The organism is Burkholderia sp. 9779_493 (genome assembly GCF_015712215.1).
GTDB lineage: Bacteria > Pseudomonadota > Gammaproteobacteria > Burkholderiales > Burkholderiaceae > Burkholderia > Burkholderia cenocepacia.
Map to the genome: position 1 here is coordinate 33344 of NZ_JACCQA010000006.1, position 19783 is coordinate 53126.

A 19783-nucleotide genomic window follows, 5' to 3' on the forward strand; every position below is an offset into this window, starting at 1 on the left:
TGACGCGTTGCGCAACGAACCTGCACGCGCACGGCCGGCGGAAAACAGGGCATCGTGGCCGATCGTGCATTGTTGCAGAGCCGCGCGCTCGCCACCATCGGACCGGTCCGAGCGCGTTCGTCTCCCCGCGGGCACGCCTGCCCGGCCCGTTGCGGCTCCCGCCGCTACGCCTTCTTCCTGCCCCTCAACACGAACGCCGCCGCCGTACACCCGATCATCGCGATTCCCGCGATCAGGAACGTATCGCTGTACGCCATCAGCAGCGCCTCGCGCATCACGCGCTGGTTCACGAGCCCGAGCGCCAGCTCGTGCACGCCGGAGATCGACCCGCCGGGCAGCACGTCCGCGCGCGGCGCATGCACGCGCGCGAGCAGCCGCGCGAGCATCGCCATGCGCTCCTGGAACGCTTCGGAGAACGGCGTGACCGCCTCGCCGATGCGCATCGCATGCAGCTTCTGCCGCTCGACGACGATCTGGCTCATCACCGCGATGCCAATCGCGCCGCCGACGTTGCGGACCATGTTGAACACGCCCGACGCGGACCCGAGCTGCGCCTTCTCGATCCCGTCGACGGCCATCACGGCCAGCGCGATCACGACGAACGACTGGCCGATCCCGCGCACGATCAGCGACGGGACGATCACGTTCGACGCGGCATCAACGTCGAGGTGGATGTTCATCAGGCAGCCGGCCGCGACCAGCACGAAGCCGAGCACGATCGTCGTGCGCGGGCTGGTGCGGCGCATCAGCGGCGGCGTCAGGAACGACATCGCGAACTGCACGAGCCCGTACGGAATCATCGCGAGGCCGATGTCGCGCGCGCTGTAGCCGTGCAGCTCGGCAAAGTAGTTCGGCACGAGGAACACCACGCCGAACACCACCGCGCCGAACAGGAACTGCATCAGGCTCGCGATCCCGAAGTTGTACCGGCCGAGCAGGCGCAAGTTGATGAACGGCTCCTTGCGCCGCAGCTCGATCGCGACGAACGCGGCCAGCCCGAGCGCCGCGACGATCGACAGCTCGACGATCAGGTCCGACGCGAACCAGTCCTTGCGCCCGCCTTCCTCCAGCACGATCTGCAGCGCGCTCAGGCCGACCGCCATCGTCGCGATGCCGAACCAGTCGGCCCGCCTGAGCATCCCGAGCTGCACCGGCACGGGCCGGATCGCCCAGCCGATCGCCGCGACCAGCGCGATCGCCGGCGGAATCTGCAGATAGAAGATCCAGCGCCACGAATACATGTCGGTGAGCCACCCGCCGACCGACGGCCCCGCCGCCTGCGCGACGTTGTTCGCGATCGCGAACAGCGCCATCCCGAGCGGGTGTTTCGACGGCGGCAATTCGGTGACGATCAGCTGGAACGACAGCGGAATCAGCACGCCGCCGAACGCGCCCTGCAGCGCCCGCGCGATGATCATCGTCGAGATGCTCGGCGCGACCGAGCATGCGAGCGAAAACGCGAGAAAGCCGGTCGCGCCGACCAGCAGCACGCGTCGCGCGGAAAACACCTGCACGAGCCAGCCGGTGAGCGGAATCACGACGATCTCGGCGACGAGGTACGCGGTGGTGATCCACGAGCCTTCCTCGAAGCTCGCGCCGAGCGAGCCGCGGATGTCGGGCAGCGACGCATTGGTCACGTGCACGTTCATGCCGGCCATGAAGCAGCCGAACACGCCGCCGAGCACCGCGACCCACGCGCGCAGCGAAACGGTGTCTTCGTGCGCAGCCTGCGCGGTCGTCGTGCTCACGTGCCGGCCCCCTGCGTGCCGCGCGTGTCGACGCGCGCGATCACCGACATCCCGGGTCGCAGCACGACGCCGGCCGGCGGCGCATCGACGCGGATCTTCACCGGGATGCGCTGCACGATCTTCGTGAAGTTGCCGGTCGCGTTGTCCGGCGGCAGCAGCGCGAACTGCGCCCCGGAGCCCGGCGCGAGGCCGATCACGCGGCCGTGCAGCGTATGGCCCGAATAGGTGTCGACGTCGATCTGGACGGGCTGGCCGTCGTGCATCGCGCCCAACTGCGTTTCCTTGAAGTTCGCCACCACGTACACGTCGCTCAGCGGCACCACCGCGAGCAGCGGCATCCCGACTTCGACGTACTGGCCCGCCCGCACCGCGCGCTGGCCGACGCTGCCGTCGCGCGTCGCGCGGATCACCGTGTGATCGAGATCGAGCTGCGCGAGCGCCAGCTTCGCCTGGGCCGCCGCAAGCCGGGCGCGTGCCTGCGCGATCGCAGCGGTGCTCTGTTCGCGGCGGCGCTGCAGCACGGTCTGCTGGTCGGTCTGCACGCGCACGGCCGCCCCGGCGCGGGCCAGTTCGGCGCGCGCCTTCAGCGCGTCCGCGTGGGCCTGTTCCCAGCGCTGTCCGCTCGCGGCGGATTCGGCCAGCAGTTGCTTGTAGCGCGTCGCATCGGCGTCGCGCCGCGCGGCTTCGGCGCGCGCGGCGGCCGCATCGGCGTCGGCCTGCGCGATCTGGCTGCGCTGCTGGCCGATCTGCGCGTCAAGCGTCGCGGCCGCTGCCTGCTCGGCCTGCAGCGTCGCGTCGGCCGCCGCGACGGCGGCCTGCGCATCGTCGACCTTCGCGCGATAGTCGCGATCGTCGAGCCGCACGAGCACGTCGCCGCGCTTCACCGGCTGGTTGTCGTCGACGGCGACTTGCGTGACGTAACCCGACACGCGGGAGCTGACGGTCACGACGTCGGCGCGGACATATGCGTCGTCGGTGCTTTCGATGAAACGGCCGACGGTCCACCAGTGCCAGCCGAACACGGCGAGCGCGATGACGGCGAGCACGACGCCCGCGGCGATCAGTTGGCGCCGGGAGAACCGGGCGGTTTTGGCTTTTTCGGGTACGGCAGTCGTGCTCATGATCGGAATGATGAGTTGGCGTGCAAGAGAACGGACAGGGACACTGCGAACGCGGCCGGCTACGGTTGCCAGCCGCCTCCGAGCGCCTTGAACACGGCGACCTGGTCGAGCGAGACCTGCTGCGTCGACTCGGCCAGCGCCGAATCGACCGCGACGAGGCTGCGCTGCGCGTCGAGCACGCCGAGGAAATCGAGGGCGCCGGCTTCGTAGTTCAGCTCGGCGAGGCGATAGGCGCGCGCATGTTCGGCACGCGCGGTTTCGAGCGCGGCGCGGCGGCGCCACGCGGCGCCGTAGCGAGCCAGCGCCTGTTCGGTTTCCTTCAGCGCGCGCAGCACCTGCGCATCGAACTGCGCGCGGGCGAGCGTGTCGTCGGCGCGGGCCTGCGCGAGCCGCGCGCGGCTCGCCGCCATGTTCGGAAAGCGCCACGTGATCAGCGGGCCGACGCCCCAGGCGATCGCGTACTTGTCGCCGAGCGTCGACGGATCGCCGCCGGTCGACAGCCAGTTCACCGAGCCGCCGAGCGAAATCGACGGATACAGTTCCGCCGTCGCCACGCCGATCCGCGCATTCGCGGCGGCCAGCTGGCGCTCGCTCTCGCGCAGGTCGGGGCGGCGGCGCAGCAGCGACGCGCCGTCGCCGACCGGGAACGGCCGCGCCAGCACGGGCGCGGTGCGGCAATGCGCGGCGGCGTCGGGCAGCGCGCCGGGCGCGCGCCCGGTCAGCACCGCGAGTTCGTACAGCGCCGCGCGCCGCGAGCCGACGAGCGCCGGCAAATCTGCGCGCGTGTCGTCGGCGAACGCGCGCGAACGCGCCACTTCGAGGTCGGACACGAGCCCGTGCGCGCGCTGCTTCGCCGTCAGCGCGGCCAGCCGGTCCGCGATACCGACCGACTGCTCGGCCACGTCGATCCGCTCGCCGTATGCGCACACCTGTGCATATGCGGCCGTCGTCTCGGCGGCCACCACGACGCGCATCGCATCGGACGCGGCCTGCACCGCGTCGGCGTCGGCCTGCGCGGCATCGACCAGATGGCGCACGCGGCCCCACAGATCGACTTCCCACGACAGCGAGAACGACGGCGCGAAACCCCAGCGCGTCCGCGCATCGGTGTCTTTGGCCGCCGCAACGATCTGGTCGGGCGCGTGCTTGCCGTAGTCGACGCCGAAGCCGGCCGTCGTGTCGGGCAGCCGCGCGGCGCCAGCCTCGTCGAATACGGCGCGCGCGCGCTCGACCCGCGCCACGGCCGCCGCGAGATCGCGGTTCTGCGCGAGCGCATCGCGCACGAGACCGTCGAGCACCGGATCGTCGTACAGGCGCCACCAGCGTTGCGGCGGTTCGCCGGCGGCCGCGGTCGGCACGTCGGCCACCGCGTCGAACGGCCCGGTGCGCGTCGCGTCGGACACCGGCGGCCGATACGGCTCGCCGACCGAACACGCGGCCAGCGCGGCCGACGCCAGCAGCACGGCCGCACAGGTGACGCGCCGCACGCGCGGCAAGCGTGTCTCGACGGCGGAAGAAACGGGCGAAGCGGACGGAATGGACGGAACGCGCATCGGGTGGCAGTGGCAAGGAGGTCGAACAAACGATGGGCTTATGGTAATTTCGACCTATGCGGTCGATCTCGCGCGTAAAGCGCATTCGTCGTCGAGAAAAGGACAATCCCGATCAATTGGAAAATTTCTTCATCGCACTCGAGCGCCAGGCGCGCGACAAGCAGATCGCCGTCGTCGCCTCCGACTCGCCGGCGGGCATGGCGTACCCGCCGCATTCGCACCGCCAGGGCCAGCTGATCCACGCGATTTCCGGCGTGATGATCGTGCACGCGGACGCGGGCAGCTGGGTCGTGCCGACGGGCCGCGCGGTGTGGGTGCCGGGCGGCACGCAGCACGAGATCCGCTCGGCCGGCGACGTGCAGATGCGCACCGTGTTCGTCGGCCCGGAAGTGCGGCCGAGCCTGCCGACCGAATGCCGCGTGATCGAGGTCGGCACGCTGCTGCGCGAACTGATCGTGACGGCCTGCGACCTGCCCGCCGACTACGACCTGTCGCACCGCGCGGGCCGCGTGCTCGCGCTGATCCTCGACGAGATCGAGATCGCGCCGTCGCTGTCGCTGCACGTGCCGATGCCGCGCCATCCCGCGCTCGTCGCGCTGTGCACGCGGCTCATCAACGACCCGTCGTCGGCCGTCACGCTGCAGGCGTGGGCGCGCGACGCGCACATGAACGAGCGCACGCTCGCCCGCGCGTTCAAACGCGAGACGGGCATGACGCACGGCGCATGGTGCCGCCACGCGCGGCTGCTGCTGAGCCTGCCGCGCCTCGCCGCCGGCACGCCGATCCTCGAACTCGCGCTCGAACACGGCTACGACAGCCCCAGCGCATTCGCTGCGATGTTCCGCAAGGCGCTCGGCGTCGCGCCGAGCGAATACTTCCGGCGGCGCTGACCCGGGCGTCGATTGTCCGTTTTGCGACGATCGATCGCTGATGCGCGCGCGCGGCGTGCCGTGGCCGTCGCTACAGTAGCGGCATTGCCATACGGCCAGCCGGAGGTTTCGTTATCCCGATGGATCTGATTCAAAGCATGCAGGCGTTCGTCACGCTCGCGGACGCGGGCACCTTCACCGAGACCGGCAAACGGCTCGGCATCACGACCGCGCACGTCAGCCGGCTCGTCGCGTCGCTCGAGCATCGTCTCGGCATCCGGTTGCTGAACCGCACGACGCGTTCGATGTGCCTGACCGAAGCAGGCGAGCGCTATCTGGCGCGCGCCCGCGACATCACGCTGGCCGTCGATGCGAGCGAGCGCGAGGCGCGCGACGCGCGCGTGCATCCGCACGGCCGGCTGCGCGCGCATTGCAGCGCCAGCATCGCGAACCATTTCGTGATTCCGCTGATCGGGCAATTCCAGGCGCGCTACCCGGACGTCAGCGTCGACCTGACGCTCGCGCCGCACCTGCCGAAACTGGTGCGCGACAGCTACGACGTCGCGGTGATCGCGATGCCGAGCCTGCCGAGTTCCGAGCAGGTCGCGATCGACGTCGGCCGCATCCGCAGCGTGCTGTGCGCGTCGCCCGCGTATCTCGATGCGCACGGCATGCCCGATTCGCCGGGCGCACTGGTTCACCATCGCTGCGTGCAACTGGTCGCGCCCGCCTATCACGAGCGCATCTGGACGCTGTGGAACGGTGCGGAAGCGCAAACCGTGGACGTCGATCCGTCGATGACGGCCGACGTCGCCGCGTCGCTCGCGATCGCGGTGCGCGAAGGCGCGGGGATCGGCTTGCTGCCGGACTTCGTCGCCGCGGCCGACCTGCGCTCGGGCGCGCTGGTGCGCGTGCTGCCCGACTACCAGGCGGAAGAAATCGGCGTGTTCCTGGTGTACGCGTCGCGCCAGCATCTCGATGCGAAGACGCGCGCCTGGGTCGACTTCATGAAGGCCGCGCTGCGCGACGCGTTCGCGCAGGTGCACGACGACGCGTGCGCACCACCGGCCGGGAAGAAAAACCACGCGCCGGGCAAGGCCGGCGCGTGGGCCGGCGCCGCCGCATAGCGGCACGGCGCCGGTGGCCGATACACGGTTACTGCGGCTTGAACAGCGCGCGCAGGTTCGTCATCGCCATGTCGAGGAAGCCGGTGACGAACGCGTCGAATTCCGGCTGGCGCGCGGCGCCGCCGTGCGACGGTTCGCCGGCGATGTCCCACGTCACCGTGCAGGCCTGGTCGCCGCGCGGCTCGACGCGCATCAGCGCCCACAGATTGCCGATGTCGAACGACGTATGGATCAGGCTCCACGTCATCACCATCGCTTCGTCGTCGTGGCTGTTGAGCTGTTCGACGACGACGTTGCCGTCCGCGAAATGCTTGATGCGCAGCGAGCGCACGCCTTCGCCGATCATGTCGGTATGGTCGAGCCCCGTGATGAAGCGCGAGAAGCCGGCGAAATCGCCGACCACGCGCCACGCGTCGCGCGCCGGCACGTCGAGATCGGCCGAGCCGGACAGGATCGGCGTTTGCGGCGCATAGACGAGCGTGGACGGACGGGGTTGCGTTGCAGTACGTTGCAGCATGATGCCTCCTTGATGAATGATGCGATGACAGCGATTGATCGAACGGGGTACGTCTTCACCACGCGGGTTCGGGTTCGGCGTCGCGGCGGGCGTCGTTCGCGCGCGGCGCCGGCTCGGGCGGCGGCGGCATGAAGCCGCATTCGGCGAGATAGCCGAAATGCGCATCGAGCAGCGCGTCGTCCTTGTCCGGATACGTGACGCCGAGTCGGCGCAGCGTCGCCTCGGTGCGCGCGTGGTCGATCACGGCCATGTCGCCGATATCGTCCTGCCGGTCGTCGAGATAGAACGCGACGACGTCGAACAGCGCGTTCGATTCGTCGATCGACAACAGCCGCTCGCGCCAGACCTCGGGCGCCTCGAATCGCAGCGGATAGCCGCGCCGCGCGAGCGCGCGCAGGTAGCCGGCCCAATCGAGCGGGCGTGGGTTGTGCAGATGGAACACGCGCTCGGTGCGCGCACCGTCGAGCGTGCACGCGACGATCGCCCGCGCCAGATAGTCGACCGGGCTCAGGTCGAACAGCCCGCCCTCGCTCGCGAGCGGCGCGCAGCCCAACTGCACCGCGCCCTTGAGCAGCAGCAGGATGCGGTTGCGTCCCGGCTGGCACAGCCCCGTGCGCGAATGGCCCGTGATGTTGCCGGGCCGCAGGATCGTCGTGTCGATCCCGCGCGCAGCCGCTTCGGCAACGAGATGCTCGGACACCCACTTCGTCAGGTTGTAGCCGTTGTTGACGAAGGCAGGGCCGGCCTCCGACGGGGCCGCCTCGATCAGGCGGCCCGTCGGGCCCGTCGCGCTCGCCGCGGATAGCGTCGATACGAAATGCAGCGCCTTGCGGCGGCCGCTGCAGCACAGGCGGAGCAGTTCGAGCGTCGAGCCGACGTTCTCCGCGTGCAGGTACGGGTAGTCGTACACGTGGTTCACGTGTGCGCCGTTGTGATGAATCGCGCCGACCTCGGCCGCGAGCGTGTGCCACACCGCATCCGACAGCCCGAGGCGCGGCGCGCCGAGATCGCCGCGCAGCACCCGCACGCGCGGATGCCCGCACAGATGGCCGAGCCCGTTGACGAACGCCGCTTCGTCGAGCCGCCGGCGCGCGCTCGCATCGTCGTCGCCGCGCACGACGCAGTAGACGATCTGGTTCGTGCGGCTGATCAGTTCGCTGAGGATGAAGCTGCCCAGGAAGCCGTTCGCGCCGGTCAGCAGCACCGCGCCGGGGCCGTCGCCCGCCGGCTGGCCGGCTGGCAGTCGCACGTCGTCGGGCAGGCGGCGATCGTCGTGCACGCGCGCCGGCACGTTCGCGCCGCGCTCGCCCGACTCGTCGGTCAGCAGCGCCGCGAGCGCGGCGATGGTCGGCCGCTCCATGAAACGCGCGAGCGCCGCGTTGCCGCCCAGCTCGCGCTTCACCGCCAGCATCAGCCGCGACACCAGCAGCGAATGGCCGCCCAGTTCGAAGAACGACGCATCGCGGCCGATCTCGTCCGGCGCGAGTTCGAGCAGCGTCGCCCACATCTCGGCGAGACGCATCTCCAGCGCGCCGCGCGGGGCATCGCGCCTGTCGCTTCCCGCACGCGACACCGGCAGGCGCGCGAGCGCGGCCCGATCGATCTTGCCGTTCGGCGTCGCGGGCAGCACGTCGAGCGTCGTGATGTCGTACGGCACCATGTAGTCGGGCAGCGTGGCGGCCAGCACGGCGCGCAGCGCATCGGGCGTCGCCGCCGCGTCGACCGGCTTCGCGGCGAACAGGCGGATGCGCTTGCGCTCGTCGGGCACCACCGCGCACTGGCGGTACAGCCCCGCCGCCAGCGCGGCCGTCTCGATCTCACCCGGCTCGACCCGAAAACCGCGAATCTTCAATTGCGTGTCGCGGCGGCCCACGTAGCGCAGCGTGCCGTCCGGCTCCCAGCTCGCGATATCGCCGGTCCGGTACATCGTCGCGCCCGGCGCGCCGTACGGATCGGCGACGAAACGCTCGGCGCTCAGGTCGGGCCGGCCGAGATAGCCGAGCCCGACGCCCGCGCCGGCGATGCACAGCTCGCCCTCCTCGCCGGTGAGCGTCGGACGGCCGTCGGCCGCGAGCACGTGGCAGCGCGCGTTCGCGATCGGCCGGCCGATGCGCCGGTTGCTGTCGCCGGCGCGCAGTTCGCCCGTCGTCGCGAGCACCGTGCATTCGGTCGGCCCGTAGATGTTGTGCAGCCGCCGGTTCGCGCTCCAGCGCGCGATCGTGTCGGGGTCGCACACGTCGCCGCCCGTGACGAGATGCGCGAGCGCGGGCCAGTCGCAATCCGGCAGCGCCGCGAGCAGCGCGGGCGGCAGGAACGCGTGCGTGATGCGCGCGTCGGCGACGAGCGTCGCGAGCGCGTCGAGTTCGCGGCGCTGCGCTTCGCTCGGCGCGACCAGCGTCGCGCCGGCGAGCCAGGTCGGGAACATGTCGAGCAGCGACGCATCGAACGCGACCGTCGAGAACTGCAGCACGCGCGACGACGCATCGAGCGACACGTGCGCGCGATACCAGTGGCAGAACTGCACGATGTTCCGGTGCGACAGCATCACGCCCTTCGGCACGCCAGTCGACCCCGACGTGTAGATCGCGACCGCGCAGCGCGCATCGCGATCCGCATCCCGTTCGAGCGGCCACTGGCCGGCCAGCGCATCGGGCGAGGCGTGCGCGTCTGCTTCCGCGTGCGCGCCGCAGTCGATCACGTCGAGGTCGAATCCGTCGAGCAGCGCCGGCTCGACCGCACCGCCGACGACGAGCGCCTGCGCCCCCGATTCACGCAGGATCGTGCGGGCCCGCTCGGGCGGAAACGCCGGATCGAGCGGCACGCAGGTCGCGCCGGCGCCCAGCACGCCGACGATCGCCGGGTACAGCGCGACGCCCTTGTCGAGCCGCACGGCGACCACGCGCGGCGCGGCCGGCCGCGCGGCGATGTGCGCGGCAACCTGGCGGGCGCGCGCGACCAGCTCGCGATAGGTCAGTTGGCCGTCGGCCGCGACGAGCGCGCAGGCGTCCGGCGCAGCGGCCGCCGCACGCGACACGAGCTCCGGCAGCGACGGCTCGCACGGCCACGCGGCGGCCGTGTCATTAGACGCATGCCAGCCGGCCAGCCGTTCGAGATCGAGCACGATATCGGCCGGCCCCGGCGGCGTCGCGCGCGGCGCGTCGTTCGGATCGCTCAGCTCACGCGCGATCCCGCTCGCGACTTCGTGCATCAGATCGACCGCGCATGCGGCGATCTCGTCCGCGAGGTCGGCGCCGTTGAGCGCCGCGCCGAACGCGAGCGTCGCGTCGGCCAGCACGCGCGTGTCGCCCGGCGCCGCATCGGTCAGCCACGCGACGCGCACCTCGCGCGGCGGAAACGCATCGGCGACGATCTCGCAATGCAGCGGCCGTGCGTGGGCGCAATGCACCGCGGAGTCCGGCGCGCCGCAGACGATCGACCACTCGGCCGCGTTGCGCAACGGTTCGGGCGCCGGCGCCGGCAGCAGCAGCGCATCGGCCGCGTCGCGCAGCGGGCCGTCGCGTCCGTCGGCGATACAGACGGTATGACCGGTCGCCTCGAGTTCAGCCGCCAGCCGTGCGGCGAGACGGGTCTGCCCGCCGATCGCAATGATGATCGCTTTCATCGACGTGACTCACAGGTAGTCGGACAAGGCCGCGCGGGTCGGCGCGTGATCGAGCAGGCCGCTCATCCGGAAGAACTGCCGGATGTTGACGATCATCGGATGCTGGCTCGTGATCGGATAGGCACCCACCATGTCGTCCGCGATCCGTGCGCGCTCGGCGGCCGGCAGATCGAGCGCATCGATCAGGCGGCGATCGAACTGCAGTTGCAGGTCGGCACTCAGGTATTCGCGCAGGAAGCACGGCAGCCCTTCGCCGAGCGCGAGCCGCGCGGGTTCGTCGATCTCCGACCAGTACAGCTTCACGAGATTGATCCAGAACGCCGAGTGACGGCCTTCGTCCGCGAGGTGATCGGCCATCACGCCCTTCACCGAGCGCTTGAGCGTCGCGTCGCGCGAGAACGCCGCGACTTCCGCCGTGACCGTGTTCTCCGAGATCGCGACGCACAGCAGCTCCATGCCGTCGCGATACTGCGCGCCGACCCGCTCGACCGCGCGCGGAATCGCCCGCGACAGCTCGATCTCGCTGTTCGGCGGCAGCGGCGCGATGCCGGTGGCCTCCTCGACCTGCCGCAGGTAGTCCATCGCGACGTACGCGTGGTAATCCTCGTCGATCACCACCGTCATCGCATCCTGCCGGCACGCGAACGGAAACGGATGCGCGAAGCGGCCGCGCGCGATCCGCAGCGCGGTGGCGTTGACGATCTCCGTCTCGAAGATGATCACGTCCTGGATGTACTTGTAGAAGCTCTGCAGCAGGACGAAATCGCGCACCGCATCGCCCGCGTCGACGATCGCCGGGTGCGCGCACAGCGGCTGGCGTTCGAGCGGGTAGTAGCGCAGTTCGTCGTCCTCGACGATCCGCCGCGGGCGCGATCGCACGGTCGCGCGCGCCTCCCAGCGATCGACGTGGCTCACGTAGGTGACGGCGGTCGTCATCGCGTGTCCTCCGGGGAACCGTAGTAATGGATTTCGAGCAGCAGGCAGCCCGCGTCGCTGCGGAACGGGCCATGCGGCGTGCCGGCCGGGCGCACGAAGTAGCTGCCTTCCCGATACGTCGCGCGATACTCGCGCGTCGCGACGTCGACCAGGCTCTGGTCGCCGTCGATCAGGTGCACTTCCTCGTGGTAGTCGTGCAGGAACGGCACGCTCGTGCCCGCGCCCGGATCGAACCGCACGATCCGGGTCCGGATGCCGCGCTTCGCGTGCTCGTCCAGCGTATCGACGAGCACGACCTGGTCGATGCCGTCGTCGAACGCCGCCGGGTGCTCCCACTCGAGCGCCGCGAAATCGACGATGCGCTCCGACAGCCCGCGCGCGTTCATGCCGGCACCACGTTGCGGGTCTGGCCGAGATGCGCGAGCAGCCCGTCCCACAGGCGCATGCGCTCGTCGATCGCATCGAGCCCGGCCTGCAGCGCTTCCTCGAGCTTCGCCGCGTCGCCGTCGGCCGCCTCGCGGATCATCGCGCGCGCCGCCGGCCCGTGCTCGCCCGAATCCACTTCGATGTGGCGGTCGAGGTAATACACGAGCAGCGGGATCGACGAGCGCTCGATCTTCCATTCGTCGAGCAGCGTGCGGAACATGTCGGGAATCACGTTCTCGCGGCCGTAGAAGAAGTTGCCGAGCACCTGGTGCGTCGCGCCCGACGTGCACGCGGCCATCGTCGCCTCGACGAAGCGGATCACCGGCTCCGGTGCATCGACGGCCTTCAGCGCGGCCGACACCGAGAAGCCCGAGCGCACCAGCGACACCATTTCCTCGATGCGCGAGGTCGACGCGCCGACATCGCGCATCGCGTGCAGGTACAGGTCGTAGTGGCTCATGTGGCCGTTCGGCGTTTCGTCCGATTCCTCGCCGAGCACGATCTCGTTGATCAGGCGCGACGCGTTCGCGTTGCGCGGCGCGACCCACGGCACCGCGACGGTCGTCAGGTCCTGCTGCAGCCGCTTCACGAGCGACATGAAATCCCACACGGCGAATACGTGCCATTCCATGAACACGCGCAGCTCGTCGATGGTACGGATCGATCCGAACACCGGATGATGCGCGAGCCGCTCGTGCTGCTCGCCGATTTTTCGCTCCAGCCCTTCCAGTTGATTCACGGGACTCTCCTAGTAATGTCCGCTCGCGCCAGCCCACTGCGCCGGCTTCCGGCGCCGGAAACCGTTTCCGGCGAATTGCCTGCATGCCGTTTTCGGCTTGCGCAGCAATTTCAGGCGTCGATGCTAAATAAGCTGTAAATTTGCCGCCTATTCAAAACGGACATTCTCATATTCTTTCCGGACCAGACTATTCACTCATCCATCAAAGCCTTTACTGGCAAGGACTTTACGAATTACCGACAAAACCGCACGGAATTGACAGCCGCAAATTGGACTGTCTAGGATAAGAATTGCGATTCATCAAAAAATGAAATTCACGATGCGAATATGTATTTTTCATTAAACAAATACACGCATTTAATTCATCCACCGGAATAAGCTTTCCAGGAGAAACGACGTGATCGATTCGACGCTTCAATTGCCGCTGTCCGCGCCGCAGCGGGATTTCTGGGAGGCCGCTCTCGCGTATCCCGCTCCGTCGACGCATATCTACGCGGCCGAGTATTTCGAGATTCGCGGCGCACTCGACACCGACGCATTCGAACGCGCGCTGCAGCAGGTGATTCGCGAGGCGCAGACGTTGCACACGACGCGGATCGTGCTGGATGGCGACACGCCCGTGCGCGTGCTCGACGCCGCGCTCGCCGACGACTGGACGCTCGAACGCGTGGATCTCGCCGGCACGAAAGACGCGCACGCCGTCGCGCTCGCCGGCATGCGCGCGCACTGCACGGGTGCGATCGAACTGGCGCGCGGGCCGTTCTTCCGTCACACGCTGTACCGCATCGCACCGGATCACTACTACTGGTATCACGGTTACGCGCACATTCTGGTCGACGGCTATTCGGGCAGCCTGATCGCCACCCGCGCCGCCGAGCTGTACAGCGCGTTCGCGGCGGGCGCCAAGGCACCGCCCGCGCGCTTCGCGTCGCTCGCCGAGCTGCAACTCGACGAAGACGCGTACCGCGCGTCGGAACAGTTCGCGCACGATCGCCGCTACTGGCTCGAACGCTTCGCGGACCAGCCGCGCACGGTCACGCTCGCCGGCCCCGCGCGCTTTCCCGAGCGCGACGACGGGCCCGACCTGCGCGAGACGCGCATCGCGAGCGCAAGCGAGAGCGCGCGCATCGAGGCGGTCGCCAAGGGGCTGTTCACGTCGACGGTGCCGCGGCTCGTCACCGCGCTGACCGCCGCCTACCTGTACCTGAACACCGGCGCGCACGACATCGTGCTGTCGGTCGCCGCGATGGCGCGCACGTCGGCACGCGAGCGCCGCACGCCGACGCAGTGCGCGAACATGCTGCCGCTGCGCCTGCACGTCGAGCCGGGCCACACGCTCGACGACCTGTGCCGCCAGGCGAACCGCGAGATGACCGCGCTGCGCCAGCACCAGCGCTACCGGATGGGCGACCTGCACCGCGAACTGACGTCGCTCGACAACGGCCAGGGCGTGTTCGGCCCCGAGATCAACATCATGGCGTTCGACTACGACCTGCGGTTCGGCGACTGCGTGACGACGTCGCACAACCTGTCGGTCGGCACCACCGACGACCTGATGGTGAACCTGACCGACCGCCGCAACGGCGAACCGCTGCGCTTCGACTTCGACGCGAGCCCGCAGTACTACAGCCGCGGCGCGCTGAACGCCCACGTCGGCCAGTTCCTGACGTTCATGCGCGTGGCGCTCGACGAACCGTTCGCGACGCTCGGCGCGCTCGAAAACCGGCTCGATTTTCAACCGGCGGCGCTCGCCGGCTGAAAATCGTCTGCGTCACCGTGTTGCCCCATCCAACCGAATCACTACGGAGTCCTGTCATGTCCTATTCGGAATCGCGCTTCTGGCATCCCCGGCAACATCCGCTCGCCGCGTCGCGCTCGCCGATCCGCATCACGCGCGGCGAAGGCTGCTACCTGTACGACGACACCGGCCGGCCGTATCTCGACGCGGTCGCGTCGCTGTTCAACGTATACGTCGGCCACGGCCGGCGGGAGATCAAGGAAGCGATCGTCCGGCAGCTCGACGAACTCGAATATCACCCGGTATTCGCCGGGTTCAGCCATCCGCGCGCGGAAGAACTGTCGGCGCGGCTGATCGACATGCTCCAGCCGGAAGACATGAGCCGCGTGATCTTCGGCTCCGGCGGCTCGGACGCCGTCGAGGCCGCGCTGATGATCGCGCGGCAGTACTGGAAGGTGTCCGGGCAGCCCGAGCGCACCAAGTTCATCGCGCTGCGCCAGGCCTATCACGGCTCGCACTTCGGCGGCAGCTCCGTCACCGGCAACACCGTCTACCGGCGCAACTACGAGCCGACGCTCGCCGGCTGCTTCCACGTCGAGACGCCGTGGATCTATCGCAATCCGTTCACGCATGACCCCGAAGAACTGGGCCGGCTGTGCGCGTCGCTCGTCGAGCGCGAGATCCTGTTCCAGGGACCCGACACCGTGGCCGCCTTCATCGCCGAACCGGTGCAGGCGACCGGCGGCATCATCGTGCCGCCCGCGAACTACTGGCCGCTGGTGCGCGAAGTGTGCGACCGCCACGGCGTGCTGCTGATCGCCGACGAAGTCGTGACGGGCTTCGGCCGGACCGGCGCCGCGTTCGGCAGCCGCGGCTGGGGCGTCGCGCCGGACATCATGTGCCTGGCGAAGGGCGTGTCATCGGGATATCTGCCGCTCGGCGCGACCGTCGTCAACCGCCGCATCGAGAACGCGTTCGCGTCCAACCCGGGCGGCATCGGCACGCTGATGCACGGCTACACCTACTCGGGCCACCCGATCGTCTGCGCGGCCGCGCTCGCGAACCTGCAGATCATCGTCGACGAGGATCTCGCCGGCAACGCGGCGCGCGAAGGCGCGTACCTGCTGGAGCGGCTGCAGCCGCTCGTCGATCGCTATCCGGTCGTCGGCGACGTGCGCGGCAAGGGGCTGCTGGTCGGCATCGACCTCGTGAAGGACAAGGCGACGCGCGAATCGATCGAGCCGTCGGACGGCTATGCGGCCGCGCTCGCCGACGCGGCGCGCGATGCGGGCGTGCTGATCCGCTCGCTCGGCAACCGGCTCGCGATCGCGCCGCCGCTCGTGATCGGTCGCGAGGACGTCGACCGGATCGTGCATGCGGTCGAGCACGCGTTCGAAACGGTGCCGCGCTGGACCGCACGCTGAGTGCGGCGGCGGGGCGGCGGCGCTCAGCGCGCCGCCGCTTCCGCGGCCGCGAGGTACTGGCTCGGCGTGACGCCGAACGCGCGCTTGAAGGTGGCCGCATAGGTGGTCGGGCTGCGATAGCCGACCTGATGCGCGGCCTGCGTGACGGGCATGCCGCTCGCGAGCAGCGCGAGCGACATCGACAGCCGCAGTTGCTGGCGCCACGCGGCCACGCTCATGCCGGTCTCGCTGCGAAACAGGCGCGCCAGGTGGCGCGCGCTCAGCGCGGCGTCGCGTGCGAGCGTGTCGAGCGGCAACTCGCAGTGCGGCTCGCGCTGCAGCCGTTCGCACAGCTTCAGCAAGCGCCGGTCGCGCGGCAGCGGCAGCGTGAGCGGCGTCTGCGCGAGTTCGCTCAGTTCGTCGGCGAACAGGCGCGCGAGCGGATCGTGGTCGACACTGCAATCGAACGGATGCGACACGCGCGTGGCGAGTTCGCGCAGCAGCGGCGATACCGTCATCGCGCACAGCGTGGCCGGCAGCCGCGCGCTGAGTGCATCGCCGAGATAAAGCGAGTAGAGCTGGACGTCGTCGGCCACGCGCATCGCATGGACGGTGCGCGCCGGAATCCAGATCGCGCGCAGCGGCGGGGTGATCCAGCGCTGGCCTTCGACGTCGAGTACCAATACGCCGCGCGTCGTAAACAATAGTTGCCCGGCCTGATGCGCGTGCGGCGCATACTCGTGAGCAAGCGCGCGGGCGGGGGCCGACGCGCAGGGCGGTTCGATCGCGCGGATCCCGCCGAAGGCGAACGCGCGCGCACCGGCGCGCGCGAGGAGAGGCACGTCTTGAACGCTGGTCATGGTCGATCAGTCCTGATACGAAACCGGAGGGGTACCGCAACACGTGAAACGACGGGGGGACAGTGCCCGCACAAGCGGGCCCGTCGTGCGAACAGCCGCCATTAAACCGGCGTCGGCTTCGCCTCAAAACTGTCCTTTTGAACAGGATACGCGCGGGGCGCAATGCACGGCCCGCCCACACCGACGAGGATCACCGATGGACCTGACAATACTGCACGACTGTTTCGACGCACTACAACGCGCGCCCACCGCGGAAGCCGCGTTTCCGCCGATTGCCGCCGCCGCGGCCGCGCTCGGGTTCCGGTATTGCGTGTACGGCTTGCGCCGCACGCTGCCGCTCGCCCGGCCCGACCTGCAGATCGTCGGCAATCATCCACGCGAATGGGAACACCGTTACGTGAAATTCGGCTACGTGACGATCGATCCGATCATCAAGCGGGTCGCGAGCCAGCCGCGGCCGGTCGTATGGAATGCCTTCGACGAGCCGGGCGACACCGCGTTCTGGCACGACGCGGCGTGCTTCGGGATGCGTTACGGCTGGTCGCACGGCGGCTACGACCGGGCCGGCAATCTCGGCGTGCTGACGCTCGTGCGCGACACGACGCCGCTCGACGCGGATGAAATCTCGCGATTGCGCGCACCCTGCGCGAGCCTCGCGCATGCGGCGCACGCATACCTGATGCCGCGCCTCGCCGATCCGATCGCGCCGGTCGGCACCGGGCTGACGCTGCGCGAGCGCGAGGTACTGGCGTGGACGGCCGACGGCAAGACGGCCTACGAGATCGGGATGATCTTCGGGATCGCGGAGCGAACGGTGAAGTTCCACCTGCAGAACGCCGTCGTGAAGCTGGACGCGATGAACAAGACGCATGCGGCCACCAAGGCCGCGATGCTCGGGCTGCTGCCCTGACGGCGCGCAGGCGCACGCCGTGATCTGAAAAGAAAACCCGGGCTGGCTCGCCCGCCCGGGTTTCGACCCGCTTATGCGACGGCCTGCACCGCCGGCTGTCCGGCAAAGAAGGTTGCCTGCACAACTTCATCCGCACGGGCATACGCGCGGTTCACGCCGCTGATCACCGCACGAATCGACGCCGTCGTCAGGTTCGCATCGACGCCGACACCGAACGCGCTGCCGCGCACGCCCGTACCGGCCAGCTCGGCGATCGCGATCGCTTTCGCATCGGCGCCCTGCGACAGCGCGCGTTCCTCGTAATGCTGGATCCGCAGCGGCGTGTGCAATGCATGCATCAGCGCGTCGAGCGGGCCGTTGCCTTCCCCACGCAGCACACGGCGCTCGCCGTGCACGTCGGCGGTCAGCACGATCGTCTCGCGGCCGTCGCGCTCGGTCAGCTCATGGCTGACATAACGCAGCGGCGCGTCGCTTTCGACGTATTCCTGCTGGAACAGCGCCCAGATCTGCGCGCTCGTCACCTCCTGCCCGCTCTCGTCGGTCAGGCGCTGCACGGCCGCGCTGAAATCGACCTGCATGCGGCGCGGCAGCGCGACGCCGTAGCCCTGTTCGAGCAGGTACGCGATACCGCCCTTGCCCGACTGGCTGTTCACCCGAATGATCGAATCGTACGTGCGGCCGAGATCGTTCGGATCGATCGGCAGGTACGGCACTTCCCATACGGTGTCGGCGCGCTGTACCGCGAAGCCCTTCTTGATCGCGTCCTGGTGCGAGCCGGAGAACGCGGTGAACACCAGGTCGCCGACGTACGGATGACGCGGGTGGACCGGCAACTGCGTGCATTCCTCGGACGTGCGCGCGACTTCGTTGATCTGCGAGAAATCGAGGCCCGGATCGACGCCCTGCGTGTACAGGTTCAGCGCGAGCGTCACGAGATCGACGTTACCCGTGCGTTCGCCGTTGCCGAACAGGCAGCCTTCGATCCGGTCGGCGCCGGCCATCACCGCGAGCTCGGCCGCCGCGACCGCGGTGCCGCGGTCGTTGTGCGGGTGCACCGACAGGATCAGCGAATCGCGACGCGCGAGGTTGCGGTGCATCCACTCGATCTGGTCCGCATAGTAATTCGGCGTGCCGATTTCCACCGTGGCCGGCAGGTTCACGATCGACTTGCGCTCGGGCGTCGGCTGCCACACGTCGAACACCGCGTCGCAGACTTCCTTCGCGAAATCGAGTTCGGTCGCGGTAAACGTTTCCGGGCTGTACTGCAGCGTGAATTGCGTGTCGGTCGCCGCATCGGCGCATCGCTTGATCGTGCGCGCCGCGTTCACCGCCAGCTGCTTCACGCCGTCGCGATCGAGGCTGAACACGATCTTGCGGAATTCCGGCGCGGTCGCGTTGTACAGGTGCACGATCGCGCGCTTCGCGCCGCGCAGCGACGCGAAGGTGCGCTCGATCAGGTCGTCGCGCGCCTGCGTCAGCACTTCGATCGTCACGTCGTCGGGAATGTGGCCGCCCTCGATCAGTTCGCGGACGAAGTTGAAGTCGGTTTCGGACGCGGACGGGAACGCGACCTCGATCTCCTTGAAGCCGATCGCCACCAGCGTCTTGAACATCCGCATCTTGCGCGTGGCGTCCATCGGCTCGAACAGCGCCTGGTTGCCGTCGCGCAGGTCGGTGCTCATCCAGATCGGCGCCTGCGTGATCGTGCGCGACGGCCACGTGCGGTCGGGCAGGTTGACGGGCGTGAACGGTCGGTATTTCGTCGCGGGGTTCTTCAGCATCATGATGTCGGTCCTCGGTCTGTTTGTCGGTGAAGCGCGGCGCAGCAGCCATCGGCATCGGGAGCCGGCTACGTGCGCAGCGGTGAAAACGGCAAAAAAGCGGCACAACGGCAAAGCGGTACGGCAAACGACGGCCTTGGCGGTTGGGCGACCGGGACGGAGCGGAGCGGTAACGGAAGAAAGACGAACTCAGGCGCCGGTCGACAACCGGGGCCAGGTCGGTGATGCGGGGAAAATCTGGCGCTTCAGGAAAGAAGCAGATGGAAAGCGCGCAGCCGCAGACCCAGCCCGGAGATGCGGGCTAGTAGTCGTAGCGAGAAGAGGAACTGGGCGGCGTGCATGACCGGCATCAAATCACAGGGTGGCCACGGCTGTCAACCAGGTCCGCATCCATCCCGCTCCGTCCCCCGATGCGCGCGTTTGCGCAGAATCA

Annotated in this window: 15 protein-coding genes; 5 read left to right on the forward strand and 10 right to left on the reverse strand. The window is 69.1% G+C overall.

Annotated elements, in window-relative coordinates:
* Window positions 1–164 precede the first annotated feature (164 nt).
* Genes H0X95_RS07610 through H0X95_RS07620 form a run of 3 tightly spaced genes read right to left on the reverse strand, consistent with a single transcriptional unit; the run spans window position 165 to window position 4422 of the window.
* Window positions 165–1748 (reverse strand): DHA2 family efflux MFS transporter permease subunit, encoded by a 1584-nt coding sequence (locus tag H0X95_RS07610; RefSeq protein WP_059720919.1) that lies wholly within the window; start codon window positions 1746–1748, stop codon window positions 165–167.
* Window positions 1745–2869: an HlyD family secretion protein gene (locus tag H0X95_RS07615; RefSeq protein ID WP_059720920.1), complete on the reverse strand. Its 1125-nt coding sequence runs from the start codon at window positions 2867–2869 to the stop codon at window positions 1745–1747. Before H0X95_RS07615 ends, H0X95_RS07610 begins: the two co-directional genes overlap by 4 nt.
* 59 nt (window positions 2870–2928) lie before the next feature.
* Window positions 2929–4422 carry an efflux transporter outer membrane subunit gene (locus H0X95_RS07620; protein ID WP_059720921.1) on the reverse strand — a complete coding sequence of 498 codons (1494 nt, stop codon included), beginning with the start codon at window positions 4420–4422 and terminating at the stop codon, window positions 2929–2931.
* A 116-nt stretch (window positions 4423–4538) separates the two neighbouring features.
* On the opposite strand from H0X95_RS07620, the gene H0X95_RS07625 reads away from it, so the two are divergent.
* Both H0X95_RS07625 and H0X95_RS07630 read left to right on the forward strand, forming a co-directional pair.
* Complete coding sequence (locus tag H0X95_RS07625) at window positions 4539–5312, forward strand: AraC family transcriptional regulator (protein WP_006494477.1); 774 nt, start codon at window positions 4539–4541, stop codon at window positions 5310–5312.
* 119 nt (window positions 5313–5431) lie between these two features.
* The gene (locus H0X95_RS07630) at window positions 5432–6418 is read left to right on the forward strand and encodes a LysR family transcriptional regulator (protein ID WP_059720923.1); all 987 of its coding nucleotides are present in this window, start codon (window positions 5432–5434) and stop codon (window positions 6416–6418) included.
* Between the two features lie 28 nt (window positions 6419–6446).
* Here the strand turns inward: H0X95_RS07630 and H0X95_RS07635 are convergent, their stop codons facing one another.
* From H0X95_RS07635 to H0X95_RS07655, 5 genes are read right to left on the reverse strand one after another with little or no spacing between them, the layout of a single operon-like run.
* Entirely contained in the window at window positions 6447–6935 is a 489-nt protein-coding gene (locus tag H0X95_RS07635) for an SRPBCC family protein (protein WP_006479988.1), read from the reverse strand.
* 55 nt (window positions 6936–6990) lie between these two features.
* Window positions 6991–10557, reverse strand: a complete 3567-nt coding sequence (locus H0X95_RS07640; protein ID WP_059720924.1) for an amino acid adenylation domain-containing protein — start codon at window positions 10555–10557, stop codon at window positions 6991–6993.
* A 9-nt stretch (window positions 10558–10566) separates the two neighbouring features.
* On the reverse strand, window positions 10567–11493 hold the full coding sequence (locus H0X95_RS07645) for a diiron oxygenase (RefSeq protein ID WP_006479989.1): 927 nt from the start codon (window positions 11491–11493) through the stop codon (window positions 10567–10569).
* Window positions 11490–11879, reverse strand: coding sequence for a hypothetical protein (locus tag H0X95_RS07650; RefSeq protein WP_006479990.1), 390 nt, complete (start codon window positions 11877–11879; stop codon window positions 11490–11492). The genes H0X95_RS07645 and H0X95_RS07650 overlap by 4 nt, the downstream gene beginning before the upstream one ends.
* On the reverse strand, window positions 11876–12658 hold the full coding sequence (locus tag H0X95_RS07655; RefSeq protein ID WP_006479991.1) for a DUF3050 domain-containing protein: 783 nt from the start codon (window positions 12656–12658) through the stop codon (window positions 11876–11878). Before H0X95_RS07655 ends, H0X95_RS07650 begins: the two co-directional genes overlap by 4 nt.
* A 397-nt stretch (window positions 12659–13055) precedes the next feature.
* On the opposite strand from H0X95_RS07655, the gene H0X95_RS07660 reads away from it, so the two are divergent.
* Both H0X95_RS07660 and H0X95_RS07665 read left to right on the forward strand, forming a co-directional pair.
* A complete protein-coding gene (locus H0X95_RS07660) occupies window positions 13056–14417 on the forward strand; it encodes a condensation domain-containing protein (RefSeq protein ID WP_196446014.1) in 1362 nt (453 codons plus the stop codon).
* Between the two features lie 56 nt (window positions 14418–14473).
* On the forward strand, window positions 14474–15820 hold the full coding sequence (locus H0X95_RS07665; RefSeq protein WP_034175040.1) for an aspartate aminotransferase family protein: 1347 nt from the start codon (window positions 14474–14476) through the stop codon (window positions 15818–15820).
* Between the two features lie 23 nt (window positions 15821–15843).
* Here the strand turns inward: H0X95_RS07665 and H0X95_RS07670 are convergent, their stop codons facing one another.
* Window positions 15844–16659 (reverse strand): AraC family transcriptional regulator, encoded by an 816-nt coding sequence (locus H0X95_RS07670; protein WP_027810160.1) that lies wholly within the window; start codon window positions 16657–16659, stop codon window positions 15844–15846.
* Window positions 16660–16855: 196 nt separating this feature from the next.
* Here H0X95_RS07670 and H0X95_RS07675 point away from each other — a divergent pair, with 196 nt between their 5' ends.
* Window positions 16856–17569: an autoinducer binding domain-containing protein gene (locus tag H0X95_RS07675; RefSeq protein WP_011548593.1), complete on the forward strand. Its 714-nt coding sequence runs from the start codon at window positions 16856–16858 to the stop codon at window positions 17567–17569.
* Window positions 17570–17640: 71 nt separating this feature from the next.
* Here H0X95_RS07675 and leuA read toward each other — a convergent pair whose 3' ends face one another.
* Window positions 17641–19350: a 2-isopropylmalate synthase gene (leuA, locus tag H0X95_RS07680; protein ID WP_195904289.1), complete on the reverse strand. Its 1710-nt coding sequence runs from the start codon at window positions 19348–19350 to the stop codon at window positions 17641–17643.
* Window positions 19351–19783 lie beyond the last annotated feature (433 nt).